Origin of the sequence: Tistrella bauzanensis (assembly GCF_014636235.1) — a bacterium.
Classification (GTDB): domain Bacteria; phylum Pseudomonadota; class Alphaproteobacteria; order Tistrellales; family Tistrellaceae; genus Tistrella; species Tistrella bauzanensis.
This window is the reverse complement of the sequence record NZ_BMDZ01000008.1, coordinates 1-16218: the sequence shown is the minus strand read 5'-3', so window position 1 is coordinate 16218 and position 16218 is coordinate 1. Positions and strand designations below refer to the sequence as shown.

At 63.1% G+C, this 16218-nt stretch carries 14 protein-coding genes and 1 pseudogene; 14 read left to right on the top strand and 1 reads right to left on the bottom strand.

The window, feature by feature from the left end; translation table 11 throughout:
* Position 1: 1 nt before the first annotated feature.
* The 10 genes from IEW15_RS05340 (at position 2) to IEW15_RS05295 (ending at position 9815) form a co-directional block, all read left to right on the top strand.
* A complete protein-coding gene (locus IEW15_RS05340; RefSeq protein ID WP_188575698.1) occupies positions 2-1207 on the top strand; it encodes a class I SAM-dependent methyltransferase in 1206 nt (401 codons plus the stop codon).
* Positions 1208-1271: 64 nt separating this feature from the next.
* Complete coding sequence (pgeF, locus tag IEW15_RS05335) at positions 1272-2084, top strand: peptidoglycan editing factor PgeF (RefSeq protein ID WP_188575695.1); 813 nt, start codon at positions 1272-1274, stop codon at positions 2082-2084.
* A 100-nt stretch (positions 2085-2184) separates the two neighbouring features.
* Positions 2185-3912, top strand: a complete 1728-nt coding sequence (ade, locus tag IEW15_RS05330) for an adenine deaminase (RefSeq protein WP_188575693.1) — start codon at positions 2185-2187, stop codon at positions 3910-3912.
* Positions 3881-4024, top strand: a complete 144-nt coding sequence (locus IEW15_RS05325; RefSeq protein ID WP_188575691.1) for a hypothetical protein — start codon at positions 3881-3883, stop codon at positions 4022-4024. The genes ade and IEW15_RS05325 overlap by 32 nt, the downstream gene beginning before the upstream one ends.
* Positions 4025-4080: 56 nt before the next feature.
* Entirely contained in the window at positions 4081-4569 is a 489-nt protein-coding gene (locus IEW15_RS05320) for a DUF2165 family protein (protein WP_188575832.1), read from the top strand.
* A gap of 383 nt (positions 4570-4952) precedes the next feature.
* Positions 4953-5885 carry a ribose-phosphate pyrophosphokinase gene (locus IEW15_RS05315; protein WP_188575689.1) on the top strand — a complete coding sequence of 311 codons (933 nt, stop codon included), beginning with the start codon at positions 4953-4955 and terminating at the stop codon, positions 5883-5885.
* 145 nt (positions 5886-6030) lie between these two features.
* On the top strand, positions 6031-6645 hold the full coding sequence (locus IEW15_RS05310; protein WP_188575687.1) for a 50S ribosomal protein L25/general stress protein Ctc: 615 nt from the start codon (positions 6031-6033) through the stop codon (positions 6643-6645).
* A gap of 6 nt (positions 6646-6651) precedes the next feature.
* Entirely contained in the window at positions 6652-7302 is a 651-nt protein-coding gene (gene pth, locus IEW15_RS05305) for an aminoacyl-tRNA hydrolase (protein ID WP_188575685.1), read from the top strand.
* A 4-nt stretch (positions 7303-7306) separates the two neighbouring features.
* Positions 7307-8407: a redox-regulated ATPase YchF gene (gene ychF, locus IEW15_RS05300; protein ID WP_188575683.1), complete on the top strand. Its 1101-nt coding sequence runs from the start codon at positions 7307-7309 to the stop codon at positions 8405-8407.
* A 196-nt stretch (positions 8408-8603) separates the two neighbouring features.
* Positions 8604-9815 (top strand): tyrosine-type recombinase/integrase, encoded by a 1212-nt coding sequence (locus IEW15_RS05295; RefSeq protein ID WP_188575681.1) that lies wholly within the window; start codon positions 8604-8606, stop codon positions 9813-9815.
* Here IEW15_RS05295 and IEW15_RS05290 read toward each other — a convergent pair.
* Positions 9779-10141, bottom strand: coding sequence for a hypothetical protein (locus IEW15_RS05290; RefSeq protein WP_188575680.1), 363 nt, complete (start codon positions 10139-10141; stop codon positions 9779-9781). The genes IEW15_RS05295 and IEW15_RS05290 overlap by 37 nt on opposite strands.
* Before the next feature lie 40 nt (positions 10142-10181).
* Between IEW15_RS05290 and IEW15_RS05285 the strand changes: the two genes are divergently transcribed.
* The 4 genes and pseudogenes from IEW15_RS05285 to IEW15_RS05270 form a co-directional block, all read left to right on the top strand.
* Positions 10182-11228: a Fic family protein gene (locus IEW15_RS05285; protein WP_003146062.1), complete on the top strand. Its 1047-nt coding sequence runs from the start codon at positions 10182-10184 to the stop codon at positions 11226-11228.
* Between the two features lie 10 nt (positions 11229-11238).
* Positions 11239-14529 carry a helicase-related protein gene (locus tag IEW15_RS05280; protein WP_188575678.1) on the top strand — a complete coding sequence of 1097 codons (3291 nt, stop codon included), beginning with the start codon at positions 11239-11241 and terminating at the stop codon, positions 14527-14529.
* On the top strand, positions 14526-15209 hold the full coding sequence (locus IEW15_RS05275; RefSeq protein ID WP_188575676.1) for a DUF4391 domain-containing protein: 684 nt from the start codon (positions 14526-14528) through the stop codon (positions 15207-15209). The genes IEW15_RS05280 and IEW15_RS05275 overlap by 4 nt, the downstream gene beginning before the upstream one ends.
* 7 nt (positions 15210-15216) lie before the next feature.
* Positions 15217-16140, top strand: a pseudogene (locus IEW15_RS05270) (ATP-dependent nuclease); the annotation flags it as partial.
* Positions 16141-16218: the final 78 nt, after the last annotated feature.

Genomic DNA, 16218 nt, shown 5'->3' with positions numbered 1-16218 from the left:
CATGGCCCCCACCGGAGATCCCGCCCCGCAGCCATCCGACACCCCCGGCGCGCCCCTGCCGGCCGATACACCGATCGGCCGCATCATCGCCGGCCGTATCGCCCATGACGGGCCGATGATGGTCGGCAGCTACATGGCCCTGGCGCTGGGCCATCCCGTCCATGGCTATTACACCGCCCGCGAGCCGTTCGGCGCCGGCGGCGATTTCGTCACCGCGCCTGAAATCAGCCAGATGTTCGGCGAGCTGGTCGGGCTGTGGCTGGCCGTGGCCTGGGACGAGGCCGGCCGGCCGGCACGGCCGCTGCTGGTTGAACTCGGCCCCGGCCGCGGCACGCTGATGGCCGACAGTCTCCGCGCCATGCGTATGCTGCCCGGCCTGCTCGACATGGCCGACGTGCACCTGGTGGAACAGAGCCCGCGGCTGAAAGCGGCGCAGGCGGCGATGCTGTCGCGATGCGGTCTGCCGCGGCCGGTCACCTGGCATGACGACATCGACGACCTGCCCGCCGACCGGCCGGTGCTGCTGATCGCCAATGAGTTCTTCGATGCCCTGCCGGTGCAGCAACTGGTCCGTCGCCCCGACGGCCTGTGGTCGGAACGGATGATCGACCTCGATCCCGATCGCCCCGGCCATTTCCGCTATGGCCTGTCGCCCGATCCAAGCCCCACGGCGCAGTTGTTGACCCAGCGGATCGCCGGCGCACCGCTGGCGGCCGTGCCGCCCGGCAGTCTGGCCGAGGTTCAGCCGGCCGCCATCGCCATTGCCGGCCGGGTGGCGGCGCGGATCGCCGCCAATGGCGGGGCCGCGCTGATCGTCGATTACGGCCACGGCCTTAGCGCCCCCGGCGACACCTTCCAGGCAATGCGCGCCCATGCCCATGCCGATCCGCTGATCGGGCCGGGACTGGCCGATCTGACCGTGCATGTCGATTTCGAACGGCTGGCGGCTGCCGCCACCGCCGCCGGCGCCATCGCCCATGGCCCGGTCGGTCAGGGCCGCTTCCTTGGCCGGCTGGGCATCGGCGCCAGGGCCGAACGGCTGGCCCGCGCCGCACCCGACGGCACGGCGCGGGCCGCCATCGCCACCGCCTTGCGCCGGCTGACGGCGCCCGACCAGATGGGCACGCTGTTCAAGGTGCTGGCATTGACCCCGGCCACGACCCCGCCCCCCGGCTTTGCGCCCGTGCCCGGCTTCGACGACGCCTGATCACCGCCTCCGCCGGGCGCCGCCCCATGACTTATGTGTTCCCCGCGTGAAGGATCTCGCCGTCATGACCGCCCCGAACCCACCGCCGCATGACCGCCATCCCCTGCTCGACCTGCCCGGCATCGCCCACGGCTTCTTCGGTCGCCGGGGCGGCGTCTCGGCCGGCATCCATGCCAGTTTGAATTGCGGGCCGGGCAGCGATGACGAGGCCATGGCCGTGGCCACCAATCGCGCCCGGGTCGCCACCGCCCTCACCGCTGGTGGTGCTGCGCCGCTGATCACCAATCATCAGGTCCATGGCCAGGCGGTGGTCACGGTGGATGGCCATGGTTTCACCCTCTATCCGGAAGCAGGTCACGGCGCCACCAGCAGGCCGCAGGCCGATGGCATGATCGCAACCCGCCCGGGCGTGGTTCTGGGCGCGCTTGCCGCCGATTGCGCGCCGGTCCTGTTCGCCGATCCCGAGGCGCGGGTGATCGGTGCCGCCCATGCCGGCTGGAAGGGCGCCGTGGGGGGCGTCACCGATGCCGTGATCGCGGCCATGGAAGCGGCCGGCGCCCGCCGCGCGTTGATCCGTGCGGTCATCGGTCCGTGCATCGCCGCCGCCAGCTATGAGGTGGGGCCGGAATTACGCGCCGCCGCGATCGCCGCCGATCCCGCCGCCGCCGGCTTCTTCACCCCCGGCCGCGCCGACCGGTTGCAGTTCGATCTGCCCGGCTATCTGCTCGACCGGCTGCGGCAGAGCGGTATCACCGCCGCGTCGCTTGGTATCGACACCTATGTCAACGAGGCGACCCTGTTCTCGTATCGCCGCACCACCCATCGCGGCGAGCCCGATTACGGCCGCCAGGTCTCGGCGATCACGCTTCTGGCCTAGCATCGCCCACCCCCGCATGCTTGCCGCTGCATCGCCCAGCCACCACATCAGGCAAGAGGCCAAGAACACCGCCCGGCCACCCGCCCCCGGAGACACCCGCATGACCAGCGCCGCCAGCCGCGACCGCGCCAAAGCCACCCTGAAGCGCCGCATCGATCAGGCGCTGGGCCGCGATGCCGCCGATCTGGTGGTGCGCGGCGGCCGGGTGCTCAATCTGGCGACCGGCGCGCTCGACCTCGCCGATGTCGCGATCTGCGGCGACCATATCGTTGGTGTCGGCCCTGGCTATCGTGGCCGGGTCGAGGTGGACGCCCGCAACCGCGTGGTGGTGCCGGGCTTCATCGATACCCATGTCCATGTGGAAAGCACCCTGGTGACCCCGGCCGAATTCGACCGGCTGGCGCTGACGCGCGGCACGACCACCGCGATTTCCGATCCGCACGAGATCTGCAACGTGCTGGGCGTGCCCGGGCTTGAGTTCTTTCTGGAATCGAGCCGCCATACCGCCATGGATCTGCGGGTGCAATTGTCGTCCTGCGTGCCGTCGACGGCGCTTGAGACCGCCGGCGCCCGGCTGACCGCCGACGATCTTGTGGCCTTTCGCGACCATCCCTCGGTGATCGGGCTGGCCGAGTTCATGAACGTGCCGGGCGTGCTCAATCTCGATGACGAGGTGCTCGACAAGCTGGCCGCCTTCGACGGTGCCCATATCGACGGCCATTCGCCGCTGCTGTCGGGGCGCGAGCTGGATGCCTATCTGGCCTGCGGCATCCGCAACTGCCATGAATGCACCGAACGCGCCGAGGCGCTGGAGAAGATCGGCAAGGGCATGCAGGTGCTGATCCGCGATGGCAGCGTGTCGAAGGATGTGGCGACGCTGGCGCCGCTGCTCGACTGGCGCAATTCGCCGTTCTTCGCCTTCTGCACCGACGACCGCAACCCGCTCGACATCGCCGAGGAAGGCCATATGGATCACCTGATCCGGGCGGCGATCCGGGCCGGGGCGCCGGTGGGGGCCGTCTATCGCGCCGCCACCTGGTCGGCGGCCCAGGGTTTCGGGCTGAAGGATCGCGGCCTGGTCGCCCCTGGACGGCGTGCCGATCTGGTGGTGCTGGACGACCTTGAGACCTGCGCCGTCGCCACCGTCATCCGCGACGGCCGGGTGGTGGACGAGGGCATCTTCGATCATGCCGGCATGCCGGCGCAGGTGGGGTTCGGGTCGGTGAAGCTGCCGGCCGTCACGTCCGACATCTTCCGCATGCCCGCCGTCGGGCCGGGCGCGCCGGTGATCGGCATCCGCCCCGGCAGTCTGATCACCGATCATCTGACCCTGACCCTGCCCTATGTTCAGGGCGAACGCCGCGCCGATCCGTCCCAGGATGCGCTGAAGGTGGCGGTGCTGGCCCGCCATGGCAGCAACCGCAATGTCGGGCGCGGCTTCGTGAAGGGCTTCGGCTTCCCCGCCGGGGCCATCGCATCGTCGGTCGGCCATGACAGCCATAATCTCTGCGTGGTGGGGGCCTGTGATGCCGACATGGCGGTGGCGGTGAACCGGCTGATCACGCTTGGCGGCGGCTTCGTGGTGGTCCGTGACGGCCGGGTTCTGGCCGAACTGGCCCTGCCGGTCGCCGGCCTGATGAGCGACCGCGACGCCGCCCATGTCCACGACCGGCTGATCGAACTGCGCCATGCCGCCCGCGCACTGGGCTGCCGCCTGGCGGAACCCTTCCTGCAGCTCGCCTTCCTGCCACTGCCGGTGATCCCGCATCTCAAGATCACCGATTTCGGGCTGGTCGATGTGGATCATTTCAAGCTTCTGGCGGCATGATCGCCACGACCCCGCCGCACTGCCCGCCGAGGATGCCATCGCCATGCCCCATCTGATCATCTTCACGCTGCTGCTGGTTCTGGGCATGATGGCAAGCTGTATCATGATGTGATGGCCGCCCGCGCCGGCGCGGGATCGGGCACCGCATCGGTCTGGAGCACGGGCATGCTGGCACCACGCATCGCCAAGACCCTGATGGTTCTGGGGCTCGCCGCCTTCGCCATCCTCGTCACGGTCAACAACATCACCGATTACGGGTCGAACTTCGCCTTCGTCACGCATGTGCTGTCGATGGACGATACCTTCCCCGACAATGCCCTGCTGTGGCGTGCGATCACCGATCCGACCCTGTGGCATGTCGGATACTGGCTGATCATCGCCGGCGAGGGGGTGACCGGTGTCCTGTTCCTGGCGGCGGCGGTCGCCATGTTCCGCACGCTCTCGGCACCCGCATCCGGCTTCGCGCGGGCCAAGCGGCTGGTCCATTACGGTGCCGCGACGGGGTTTCTGGTCTGGTTCGTGGGCTTCATGGTTGTCGGCGGCGAATGGTTCGCCATGTGGCAGTCCAGCGTCTGGAACGGCCAGGAGGCGGCCTTCCGCTTCTATATGACCATTCTGGGCGTGCTGATCTATGTCAGCCTGCCCGATCCGGACTGACCTCCCGATCCGGACTGGCATCCCGATCCGGACTGGCATATCGCCCCGATCGACGGCTGATCCCACGTTCGAAAGCCTTCGGGTGTTGCCCCTGGGCCATGCACCGCCGTGCCATGCGTGGTGCGGACGGTCGGTCTTCGCCGCCTGCATGTTTACAGCTTCGAGACGCCTTGCTATTTTGCGCCCGCGTCGACAGGTCGGGCGGGCCCGCAACAACGTCTTGCGGCCCCTGACCTTTTCTCGCACAGTTCGCACGGACGGTCGACGCGACCTATGGTTGAGTCAACCTACGGCATCGAAGCCTCGGGAGCCGATCCCGCGGGTGGCGTGCGTCCATCACCTCATCATCCGGCAGTCGGACAGATCATCGCGGGGCAGTGTCGATGAAGGTTATCGCTTGCAACAGCAACCGGCCACTGGCCGAAGCGATCGCGACGTTTCTCAACCTTCCGCTGACCAAGGCGAACATCCGCCGGTTTTCGGATATGGAAGTGTTCGTCGAGATCCTTGAAAACGTCCGCGGCGAGGACGTGTTCGTCATCCAGTCGACGAGCCACCCCGCCAACGACAATCTGATGGAACTGCTGGTGACGCTGGATGCGCTGAAGCGCGCTTCCGCCCGCCGCATCACCGCCGTCATTCCCTATTTCGGCTATGCCCGCCAGGACCGCAAGCCCGGCCCGCGCACACCGATTTCGGCCAAGCTGGTCGCCAACCTGATCACCACCGCCGGCGCCGACCGGGTGCTGACGCTGGACCTGCATGCCGGCCAGATCCAGGGTTTCTTCGACATTCCGGTCGATAACCTGTATGCAGCACCGGTGATCGTGCGCGACATTCAGGAAACGTCGAGCGGTCGCAGCCTGATGGTCATCTCGCCCGATGTGGGCGGTGTGGTCCGGGCCCGCGCGGTCGCCAAGCGCATCGATGCCGATCTCGCCATCGTCGACAAGCGGCGCGAACGCGCCGGTGTGTCCGAGGTGATGAACATCATCGGTGATGTCGAGGATCGCGACTGTATCCTGATCGACGACATCGTCGACAGCGCCGGCACGCTGTGCAACGCCGCCGCCGCCCTGATGGCCAATGGCGCCCGATCGGTGAAGGCCTATGTCAGCCACGGCGTGCTGTCGGGCGGTGCGGTTGCCCGCGTCACCTCGTCGGCGCTGGAGGAACTGATCGTCACCGACTCGATCGCCGCCACCGAGGCGATGCGCGTCTCCCGCAATATTCGCAGCCTGACCATCGCGCCGCTGATCGGCGAGGCGATGCGCCGGATTGCCGATGAAAGTTCCGTGTCCAGCCTGTTCGACTGACATCCCGGATCACAAGCGTTCAAAAGGGCGGGCACCCCTGGAGGCCCGCCCTGCCGCTTTTCCGGACCAACCCGTCAGCGACCGGGCATCAACCGTCGGCGTGTTTCTGATCGTGAACCGCCGGCACATGCAGGAGCATACCATCATGACCACCCAGCCCGTGCTGAACGCGACGGTGCGTGACCGCGGCGGTAAGGGGGCCGCGCGTCAGGCCCGCCGCGACGGCCTCGTTCCCGGTGTCATCTATGGCGGCAAGCAGCCGGCCACGATGATCTCGTTCAACGCCCGCGAGTTCAACCTGCTTCACAGCCGCACCGCTGACTTCCTGTCGACCGTGCTGGAGGTGAAGATCGGTGACGACAGCGTCCGCGTTCTCGCCCGCGACGTGCAGCTCCATCCGGTGACCGACATGCCGCTGCATGTCGACCTGCTGCGCCTGTCGGGCGATCAGGAAGTCCGCGTCGACGTCGCTGTCCACTTCCTGAACGAGGCGACCTGCCCCGGCGTGAAGAAGGGCGGCGTGCTGAACGTCGTGCGCCACGAGATCGAGATGATCTGCGCCCCCGACGCCATCCCGCAGTCGATCACGGTCGATCTGGCGGCCGCCGAAATCGGCGACAGCATCCACATCAGCGCCGTGGAACTGCCCAAGGGTGTCCGCCCCGCGATCACCGACCGTGACTTCACCATCGCCACCATCGCGGCCCCCGCGGGTCTGGCTGATGAGGAAGACGCGGCCGAAGGCGGCAGCGAGGCCTGACCGGTCATGTGGTTGCTGGTCGGTCTGGGCAATCCCGGCCCCGAATATGCCGGCCATCGCCACAATATCGGCTTCATGGCGGTGGACGAGATCGTCCGCCGCCATGGGCTTCCGCCCTGGCGGCGGAAGTTCCAGGGCGAGATATCGGAAGGCCGGATCGGCGATGAACGCGTCATCCTGCTGAAACCGCTCACCTATATGAATGCCAGCGGCCGTTCGGTCGCCGAGGCGGCCCGCTTCCACAAGATCCCGCCCGCCCGGATCATCGTGTTCCACGACGAACTGGACCTGGCGCCATCGAAGCTACGGATCAAGACCGGCGGCGGCCATGCCGGCCATAACGGGCTGCGCGACATCACCGCCCATCTGGGCGCCGATTTCGTGCGCGTGCGCCTGGGCATCGGTCATCCGGGCGACAAGGCCCGCGTCCATGGCTGGGTGTTGAGCGACTTCGCCAAGGCCGATCAGGCCTGGCTGCGCGACCTGATCGACGCGGTGGCGGCGCATGTGCCGTTGCTGCTCTCAGGTGCCGCAAGCGATTTCATGAGCAAGGTCGCGGACGCCGTGCGTCCGCCCAAGCCACCACGGCCGCCAAGGCCTGCGAAGCCGGACGCTGCGGGGACGAACCCTGTGGGCGGCACCGGCGCCGAGGAGTGATCCCATGGGCTTCAAGTGCGGCATCGTCGGCATGCCGAATATCGGCAAGTCGACCCTGTTCAATGCGCTCACCAGCACGGCCGCGGCCGAGGCTGCCAACTATCCGTTCTGCACCATCGAGCCGAATTCCGGCCGGGTGATGGTGCCCGATCCGCGCCTCGACAAGCTGGCCGCGGCTGCGGGATCGAAGCAGATCATCCCCACCCAGCTCGACTTCGTCGACATCGCGGGTCTGGTGCGCGGCGCCAGCCGGGGCGAGGGTCTGGGCAACCAGTTCCTGGCCCATATCCGCGAAGTCGACGCCATCGCCCATGTGTTGCGCTGCTTCGAGGATGACGACATCACCCATGTCGAGGGTGGCGTCGACCCCTTACGCGATGCCGAGACCATCGAGACCGAGCTGATGCTGGCCGATCTTGAGAGCCTTGAGAAGCGCATGGCCGGCATCGAGAAGCGGGCAAAGGGCGGCGATAAGGACGCCAAGGCCCAGGTGGAGCTGATGGGCCGGGTGCTGACCGCCCTTCAGGCCGGCCGCCCCGCCCGGACCGTGAAGATCGATGCCGAGGAACGCCGCGCCTTCCAGCTACTGCAGTTGCTGACCGCCAAGCCCGTGCTCTATGTCTGCAATGTCGACGAGGGCGCCGCCGCCGACGGCAATGACCTGTCGGCCCGGGTCTTCGCCCGCGCCGAAGCCGAGGGTGCCGCCGCGGTGGTGGTTTCGGCCAAGATCGAGAGCGAGGTCGCCATGCTCTCGGACGAAGCCGAGAAGCGTGATTTCCTGGAAGCGCTGGGGCTTGAGGAAACCGGCCTCACCCGGGTCATCCGCGCCGGATACAGCCTGCTTGAGCTGCTGACCTTCTTCACGGTCGGCCCCAAGGAGGCCCGCGCCTGGACGGTCCGCAAGGGCGCCACCGCCCCCCAGGCCGCCGGCGCCATCCATACCGATTTCGAGCGCGGCTTCATCCGCGCCGAAACCATCGCCTACGACGACTACATCACCTGCGGTGGTGAAAGCGAAGCCCGCGCCGCCGGCAAGCTGCGCATGGAAGGCAAGGAATACGTGGTCCGCGACGGCGACGTCTTCCACTTCCTGTTCAACGTCTGACGATTTTTGCTGGATCTCGATGGCGCACAGTAGCGCTTGGTGGACGGATTAGCTCATTTGAAATCAATGGGTTGCGTAAACAATACGGTCTGCTGAGCGTTCCTATTGTTCATCGAGGTCCAGAAAATTCGGGGGTAGCGTTGGGGGTACTCGTGTTCAACCGTGGGGGTACATCTCCCCGCAGTGGAGTCCAACGATGCCCGAGAATCTACTCACCGACCTCAAGGTCAGGTCGGCCAAATCGACTGATCGAGACTGGAAACTTTCAGACGGCGGGGGCTTGTTCCTGCTGGTCAAGCCCACCGGCGGCAAGCTCTGGCGGTGGAAGTACCGCCTGCAAGGCAAGGAGAACCTCTTTGCTATCGGCGGCTTTCCTCAAGTAAGCCTTGCGGAGGCGCGTGCGGCCCGAGAGAAAGCGCGTGCCTTGGTCAAGCAAGGCATCCATCCTGCCCATGAGCGGCAGCAGGTCAGGCAGCGCAACTTGGAAGTGCTGGAGGAACGCAAGCGCGCAAAGGAAAGCTCGTTCGCCAAGGTGGCGCAGGCGTACCTGGCCGAGATCAAGCCAGTCTTTGCGCTCAGCTCCTACCGAACGAAAGAATCCCGCATCAGGAAGTACCTGTCGCCCAAATTCGACGGGATGCCGATGAGCGACATTGGCGTGAAGCAGATTCGCCCGCTGCTGGAGGAATGCAAGGCCCACGGCGCGTGGGCGGCCATCCATGTCAAAGGTGATCTTTCGGCGATCTTTGAGTTTGCGGTGGTGCGGGGGCTGGTCGAGGCAAATCCAATTCCCAGTCTCCGTGGGCTGCTGCGCGTGCCGTTCAGCGAGAGCAAGGCGGCGATGACGCGAGAGCAAATCCAGAGGTTCTACCAGGAGTTGCGCGGCTACCGGGGCTATCCGGAAACCTCTTTGTGTCTGCGGTTGATTGCCCTGACCGCCTGCCGTCCAGGGGAAGCGGCGGATGCCGAGTGGGACGAGTTCGACTTTGAGGATGCACTGTGGCGTCGGCCTGCGGCGAAGATGAAGGCGCGGCGTGACCATGTCAGTCCGTTGTCCACGCAGGCCATCGCGGTGCTGAAAGACTTGCAGCACATCACGTGCGGCGGGCGCTATCTGTTTCCGCACCGGAGCGGAAAGGGCTTCACTACGCCCAATCGGCTCACCTACGCGATGCGCGACATGAACCTGGGCCGGGGTACGACGCCGCATTGCTGGCGGACGACCTTTTCAACTTGGGCGAATGAGAATGGATACCGGCCTGATGCGATTGAGCGGCAGCTTGCTCACGTGGAAAGCAACAAGGTGCGGGCCACGTACAACAAGGCGTTGCTGCTGGATCAGAGAAGGACGCTGTTGCAGGACTGGGCGGACTATCTGAGTGCTGCGGAGGGCAGCGGCACAGCATAGAGAAGAGTTGGCTGGATGTTGCAGAACGAATGGACAGGGCTGTCTTTTCCTTTTCTGGATAGGGCCGTTATCCCTTTGAGTGCCATTCCCTTGCCTTTGCCTTTGCCTTTGCTTTTGCCTTTGCCGAAGGCTGGGCGCTTGTAATGGGTAGGCAATGAAATAAATGGGGCAATTTTTAATTTATTGCCCCGTTTTTTTGGATTCATGTCACCCATTTCCTCCCCGGTCAGCCATGCCAGCTCCTCGCGACCGGTCCAATGTTCAGGAAATGGGGTAGTCAAACACTGATAATGAGGCATTTCTATAGAAAATACCCCATTTAACATCTATGATTACCCCATTTAGACATCCTGGGCTTACATTTCCATGCACTCGCTCACACCCGAGTACCTCGCCGCGCTTCGCTTCGATGGCACCCAGGCCGCCACGTTGCGCACACTGGGCGAGTACCAGGGCAAGCAGCAACTCTACGCCGCGCAGTCGCCCGAAGCCCTCAAAGGGCTACGCCAGATCGCGGTAGTCGAATCCACCGAGTCATCCAACCGCCTGGAAGGCGTTGTCGTCGCACCCTCGCGGCTGAAGTCTCTGGTCATCCGCAACGCAACGCCAAAGAGTCGTTCCGAACAGGAGATCGCCGGCTACCGTGACGCCCTGGCGCTGATCCACGAATCGGCCGCGCACATGCCCTTCAGCGAGGGCGTGGTACTGCAACTGCACACCCTGCTGTACCGCTATATGCCGCAGGCGGGCGGGCGCTGGAAGGCTACCAACAACGACATCATCGAGCGTCACCCGGATGGCACTTCGCGTCTGCGCTTCCAGCCAGTCGCTGCGCACCTCACGCCCATGGCCATGTCCGATCTGACCGGGCGCTACGCCACCGCGCTGGATCAGCACCTGGCCGACCCGCTGGTACTGGTGCCGCTGGCGATGCTCGACTTGCTGTGCATCCACCCTTTCCCGGACGGCAACGGTCGCATGTCCCGCTTGTTGACCTTGCTGCTGCTCTACCACTTCGACTATGCCGTGGGTCGCTACATCAGTTTGGAACGCATCTTCGAAGATACCAAGGAAGGCTATTACGAAACGCTGGAAGCCAGCTCGCGGGGTTGGCACCAGGGGCAGCACGACGTCAAACCCTGGCTCGACTACTTCTGGGGCGCCTTGTTGCGGGCCTACCGTGAGTTCGAGGAGCGTGTCGGCACCATCGAGCGTGGCCGCGGCAGCAAAGGTGACCGCGTGCGCGCGGAAGTCCAGGGACGCACCTTACCGTTTTCTATTTCCGATATCGAAGAAGCCTGCCCAGGCGTGAGCCGGGACATGGTGCGATTGGTGCTGCGGGCAATGAAATCAGAGGGGTTGATCGAATCAACGGGCAAGGGGCGAGGCGCGAAATGGATCAAGCGAGCGTAAGGGGAGCACGATGGAACTGATCGACAACATCAGCCGCTTGCTGGGCGACGATCTCAAGCAGACCCTCAGGCCCGGCGCGCGCCTGAAGATCGCAGCCTCGTGCTTTTCGATGTACGCCTTCGAGGCGCTGAAAGCCGAGTTGGAAAAGATCGACGAGCTGAACTTCATCTTCACCTCGCCCACCTTTGTGGCCAACGAGGTCACCGACAAAATTCGCAAGGAACGCAAGGAGTTCCACATACCCAAACTCGACCGCGAGCGCAGCCTCTACGGCAGCGAGTTTGAAATCCAGCTTCGCAACAAGCTCACCCAGCGGGCAGTGGCCAAGGAATGTGCCGACTGGATACGGCGCAAGGCCTCGTTTCGCAGCAACCGTACTAAAGCGCCCATGCAGCAATTCGCCTGCGTGTGGGCTGGCGGCACCGACACGGCGTACATGCCCCTGCATGGCTTCACCGCTGTCGATCTCGGCTACCAGCAAGGCAATGCGGTGTCCAACCTTGTCAACAAGATGGACGAGGCCCCCTTTTCTGCCACCTACCTCAGTCTGTTCGACCAGATTTGGAACGACTCCGAAAAACTGGAGGACGTGACTGAGCAGATCTGCGAGCACATCGCCTCGGTCTATCAGGAGAACTCGCCCGAGAACATCTACTTCCTGATGCTCTACAACATCTTCAACGAGTTCCTCGACGACATCGACGAAGACGTGTTGCCCAACGATCGCACGGGCTATCAGGACACGCTGATCTGGAACAAGCTCTTCAACTACCAGAAGGATGCGGCCACCGGCATCATCAACAAGCTGGAAACCTACAGCGGTTGCATCCTGGCCGACAGCGTCGGCCTCGGCAAGACCTTCACCGCGCTGGCTGTAGTCAAGTACTACGAGTTGCGGAACAAATCCGTGTTGGTACTTTGCCCCAAGAAGCTGGCCGACAACTGGCTCAACTACAACCGCAACCTCAAGACCAATATCTTCGCCCGCGACCGGTTCAGCTACGACGTGCTGTGTCACACGGATCTTTCGCGCACCAGCGGCGAATCCTTCGGCACACCGCTCAACCGCATCAACTGGGGCAACTACGATCTGGTCGTCATCGACGAGTCGCACAACTTCCGTAACAACGACGCCTACAAGGACAAGGAAACGCGCTATCAAAAGCTGATGCGCAAGGTCATTCAGGAAGGGGTGAAGACCAAGGTGCTGATGCTATCGGCTACACCAGTCAACAATCGCTTCAACGACCTGCGCAACCAGCTTGCGCTGGCTTACGAAGGCGACTCGGAAAGCCTCAGCAAGAAACTCCGCACCAGCAAGTCGGTGGAAGAAGTTTTTCGCAATGCTCAGGCAGTCTTCAACACATGGTCAAAGCTGCCACCGGAAGAACGCACCGCGCGAGCAATCCTTGATTTGCTGGATTTTGACTTTTTCGAGCTGCTCGACAGCGTCACCATTGCTCGATCGCGCAAGCACATCCAGACCTTCTACGACACCAAGGATATCGGCCAATTTCCCGAACGTCGCAAGCCGCTGTCGTTCCACTGCCCATTGACCGCGCGGTCGGACGTGCTGGGTTTCAACGAGATCTTCGAGCAGCTCTCCCTGCTCAAGCTGGCCGTGTACGCCCCCATCAGCTACATCCTGCCCAGCCGCCTGAAAAAGTACGAAGACATCTACGACACCAAGGTTGGCGGCAAAGGCACGCTGCGCCAAGCTGACCGCGAAAAGAGCCTGCAGGCCCTGATGACCGTCAACCTGCTCAAGCGCCTCGAAAGCTCGGTACAGTCATTCCGACTCACCCTGCAATCGCTGCGCGCCAACAACGAAGCGACGCTGGCCAAAATTGCCGCGTTCAACCAATCCGGTGGCGCGGCGACAGTGGGTGACCTTACGGAAGTGCTGGAGGGGCTGGATGCCGAGGACGACGACCTGCCAATGCCCAGTGATGAGGGCGGCGAGATCGGCGGGAAGATCAAGATCAGCCTCGCCGACATGGACTTGCCATCCTGGGAGCACGAGCTCAAGGTGGACTTGCAGGTTATCGACGCTCTGCTGGCCTCAATGAACAAGATCACCCCGCAGGACGACGCCAAGTTGCAGCACCTCAAGGCGCAACTGCTCGGCAAGATCGACAACCCCATCAACCCCGGCAACAGGAAGGTGCTGATCTTCACCGCCTTTGCCGACACCGCCGATTACCTGTACGCCAATCTTGCGCCGGAGCTACTGGCCAGGGACGCCATCCAAACCGCCAAGGTCACCGGCAAGGGCGCGCCGCAGTCCACCATCAAGAGCGGCACACACAAGCGCAACTACGACTTCCAGGAACTGCTCACCCTGTTCTCCCCTCGCTCGAAAGAGAAGGCTGTAGTGCTGCCGGACGAGCCGCACGAAGTCGACCTGCTGATCGGCACCGACTGCATTTCCGAAGGCCAGAACCTGCAAGACTGCGATTACCTGATCAACTACGACATTCACTGGAACCCGGTGCGCATCATCCAGCGCTTTGGTCGGGTGGATCGCATCGGCTCGCCTAATACCAGCATCCAGTTGGTCAACTACTGGCCCGACATTTCGCTCGACGAGTACATCAACCTCAAAGAGCGCGTCGAGAGCCGGATGATGATCGCCGACGTTACCGCCACCGGCGACGACAACGTGCTGTCCGCACAAGCCAACGACGTGTCGTACCGCAAGGAGCAACTGCGCCGCCTGCAGGAGGAAGTCATCGAGCTGGAAGATTTGAAGACCGGTGTCTCCATCACCGATCTAGGCCTCAACGACTTCCGCATGGACTTGCTCAACTACGTCAAGGCCCACGGCGAACTGAGCAATGTGCCCAACGGGATGCACGCCGTCGTGCCCGCCCAGCCTGAGATGGGGCTGCGCCCAGGGGTGATCTTCACGCTGCGCAATCGCAATTCAGGCGTCAACCTCAACCAGCACAACCGCCTGCACCCGTACTACCTCGTCTACATCAACCGCGAGGGCGAGGTGATCCACGACCACACCGAGGTCAAGCGCCTGCTCGACCTGGCGCGCACATGCTGCAAAGGGCGGGACAAGCCCATGATTGAGGCTTGCCAGCGCTTCAATCAGGAAACATCGGATGGCCGCAAGATGCAGTCCTACTCCGATCTGCTGGGCCAATCCATTCGTTCAATGATCGAGGTGAAGGAAGAAAGGGATCTGGACAGCCTGTTCACCGTTGGCAAGACCACGGCGCTCACGGGAACCATCTCCGGCCTGGACGACTTCGAACTCATCAGCTTCCTCGTGATTCAGGAGGTTGGATGAGTGCGCTGATCGCCTACCCCAAGCAGGCCGCCTTTGGACGCGTTCTGCCCAAGAGCAAGATCTACGAGCACAGCGGAGCCAACACCCGGCTCAAAGACCTGTTCGTCAAACAGGTGGAACAGATCGTCTGGCAGTACAAGCTGGCCCCGGAGACGCTCCATCTCCCTGCGCGCCACGGCGTACCGGAAATCCAGATTTTCATCATTCAGCTCAAGACGGCCGAATTGCACGCCGATGTGCTGCGCTGCATCGACGGGGCCATCCCGTTTCCCATCGTGTTCGAGCTGACCTTCGACGGTAGAACTCAGGTGACTGCCGCCTACAAGCGCCCGAACGAAGCCGACGCCAGCCGCTGGGTGCTCTCGGACTACTTTGCATCGGACTGGCTGCCAATGGATAGCGAACGCACCGCAATGCCCGTGGCCTTGCATCTGGGTGGCATGTACGAGCAATTGCTGCACCGCTTAATCCCGCTGTCAGCGCGGCCACAGGAAACACTGGCCGAGCTGGTGGCGCGCGTTGAACAGGCACAAGCCAAGCAGCGCGAGCTGGATAAGACCACGGCGCGGCTGGCCAAGGAAAAGCAGTTCAATCGCAAGGTGGAGATCAATGCCGAACTGCGGAAGCTGAAAATAGAGCTGGACGAACTCAAAAAGCAGATAACAGGTTCAAGGAGTTGAAACCGAAATGAAGATCCAATCCGCCCGCATCAAAAACTTCCGCACGTTGAAAGACGTTACGATTCCCTTCGACTCCGTCACGACCTTCATCGGGCCGAACGGGGCTGGTAAGTCCACTGTGCTTCGTGCGCTTGATTGGTTCTTCAACGGTAAGCCTGGCTCACTGACAGAGAAAGACTGCTCTTTTGGAGCGATTGACGAAGATATCGAGGTTCAGATCACATTCGCCGATCTCACTGAAAAGGATCGAGAGGCGCTTGGAAAGTACACCCCAGAAGGGGCGGTTACGTTCACTGCATGGAAGCGCCGTTCATCAGACGGTTCCGATGTTCTCTCCGCTAATGCAAAAGGGTTTCCAGAATTCAATGCAATCAAGGCGGCTAGCGGTGCTGCTGCCAAGAAAGAACTTTATTCCAAGCTGCGTACAGATAATCCGGAATTGGGTTTGCCATCGGCTAATACGGCTACTGCTATTGAACAGGCAATGACAGCATGGGAAGCCGCTCACACGGATCAATTGATCGATGCTCCTGAAGCACTGCAAACCAACTTCTTTGGTTTCAACAGCGGTGGCAAGATGAGCGGCCTCTTCGACTTCGTCCTTGTTACTGCCGACCTTCGCGCAAGCGAAGAGTCGATCGATGGCAAGTCGAGCATCATTGGCAGAATTCTTGAGCGTTCAGTTGATCGTGCTGCCGCAGACGAGGAAATTGCGAAAATTGTCGAAGAGTCGCGTGCCAAGCAACAGCAAGTCTATGAAGAGAAGTTCAAAGAACAGCTTGATGCCATCACGACTCAGCTAAATGAGGTTGTCGCGTCGTATTCGCCGGGGCGCTCCGTTACCGTTTCTCCCGCAGACGTAGAGCTTAAGGCCCCTAAGACGACATTCGAAGTAGCTGTACTTGATGGCGCAACCGAGACTGCTGTAGAGGCTGTCGCGCAATGAGCGCGGCGGGCTGGTTTAGAGCGTCACCGTCGCCTGGGACGGCGTGAGGCGGCCCGTCCTCCT

Bases quoted from the DNA above. Each gene is read 5' to 3' on its own strand.
- IEW15_RS05340 (WP_188575698.1), top strand. From the start codon at position 2: ATGGCCCCCACCGGAGATCCCGCCCCGCAGCCATCCGACACCCCCGGC.
- pgeF (WP_188575695.1), top strand. From the start codon at position 1,272: ATGACCGCCCCGAACCCACCGCCGCATGACCGCCATCCCCTGCTCGAC.
- ade (WP_188575693.1), top strand. From the start codon at position 2,185: ATGACCAGCGCCGCCAGCCGCGACCGCGCCAAAGCCACCCTGAAGCGC.
- IEW15_RS05325 (WP_188575691.1), top strand. From the start codon at position 3,881: ATGTGGATCATTTCAAGCTTCTGGCGGCATGATCGCCACGACCCCGCC.
- IEW15_RS05315 (WP_188575689.1), top strand. From the start codon at position 4,953: ATGAAGGTTATCGCTTGCAACAGCAACCGGCCACTGGCCGAAGCGATC.
- IEW15_RS05310 (WP_188575687.1), top strand. From the start codon at position 6,031: ATGACCACCCAGCCCGTGCTGAACGCGACGGTGCGTGACCGCGGCGGT.
- pth (WP_188575685.1), top strand. From the start codon at position 6,652: ATGTGGTTGCTGGTCGGTCTGGGCAATCCCGGCCCCGAATATGCCGGC.
- ychF (WP_188575683.1), top strand. From the start codon at position 7,307: ATGGGCTTCAAGTGCGGCATCGTCGGCATGCCGAATATCGGCAAGTCG.
- IEW15_RS05295 (WP_188575681.1), top strand. From the start codon at position 8,604: ATGCCCGAGAATCTACTCACCGACCTCAAGGTCAGGTCGGCCAAATCG.
- IEW15_RS05290 (WP_188575680.1), bottom strand. From the start codon at position 10,141: ATGTTAAATGGGGTATTTTCTATAGAAATGCCTCATTATCAGTGTTTG.
- IEW15_RS05285 (WP_003146062.1), top strand. From the start codon at position 10,182: ATGCACTCGCTCACACCCGAGTACCTCGCCGCGCTTCGCTTCGATGGC.
- IEW15_RS05280 (WP_188575678.1), top strand. From the start codon at position 11,239: ATGGAACTGATCGACAACATCAGCCGCTTGCTGGGCGACGATCTCAAG.
- IEW15_RS05275 (WP_188575676.1), top strand. From the start codon at position 14,526: ATGAGTGCGCTGATCGCCTACCCCAAGCAGGCCGCCTTTGGACGCGTT.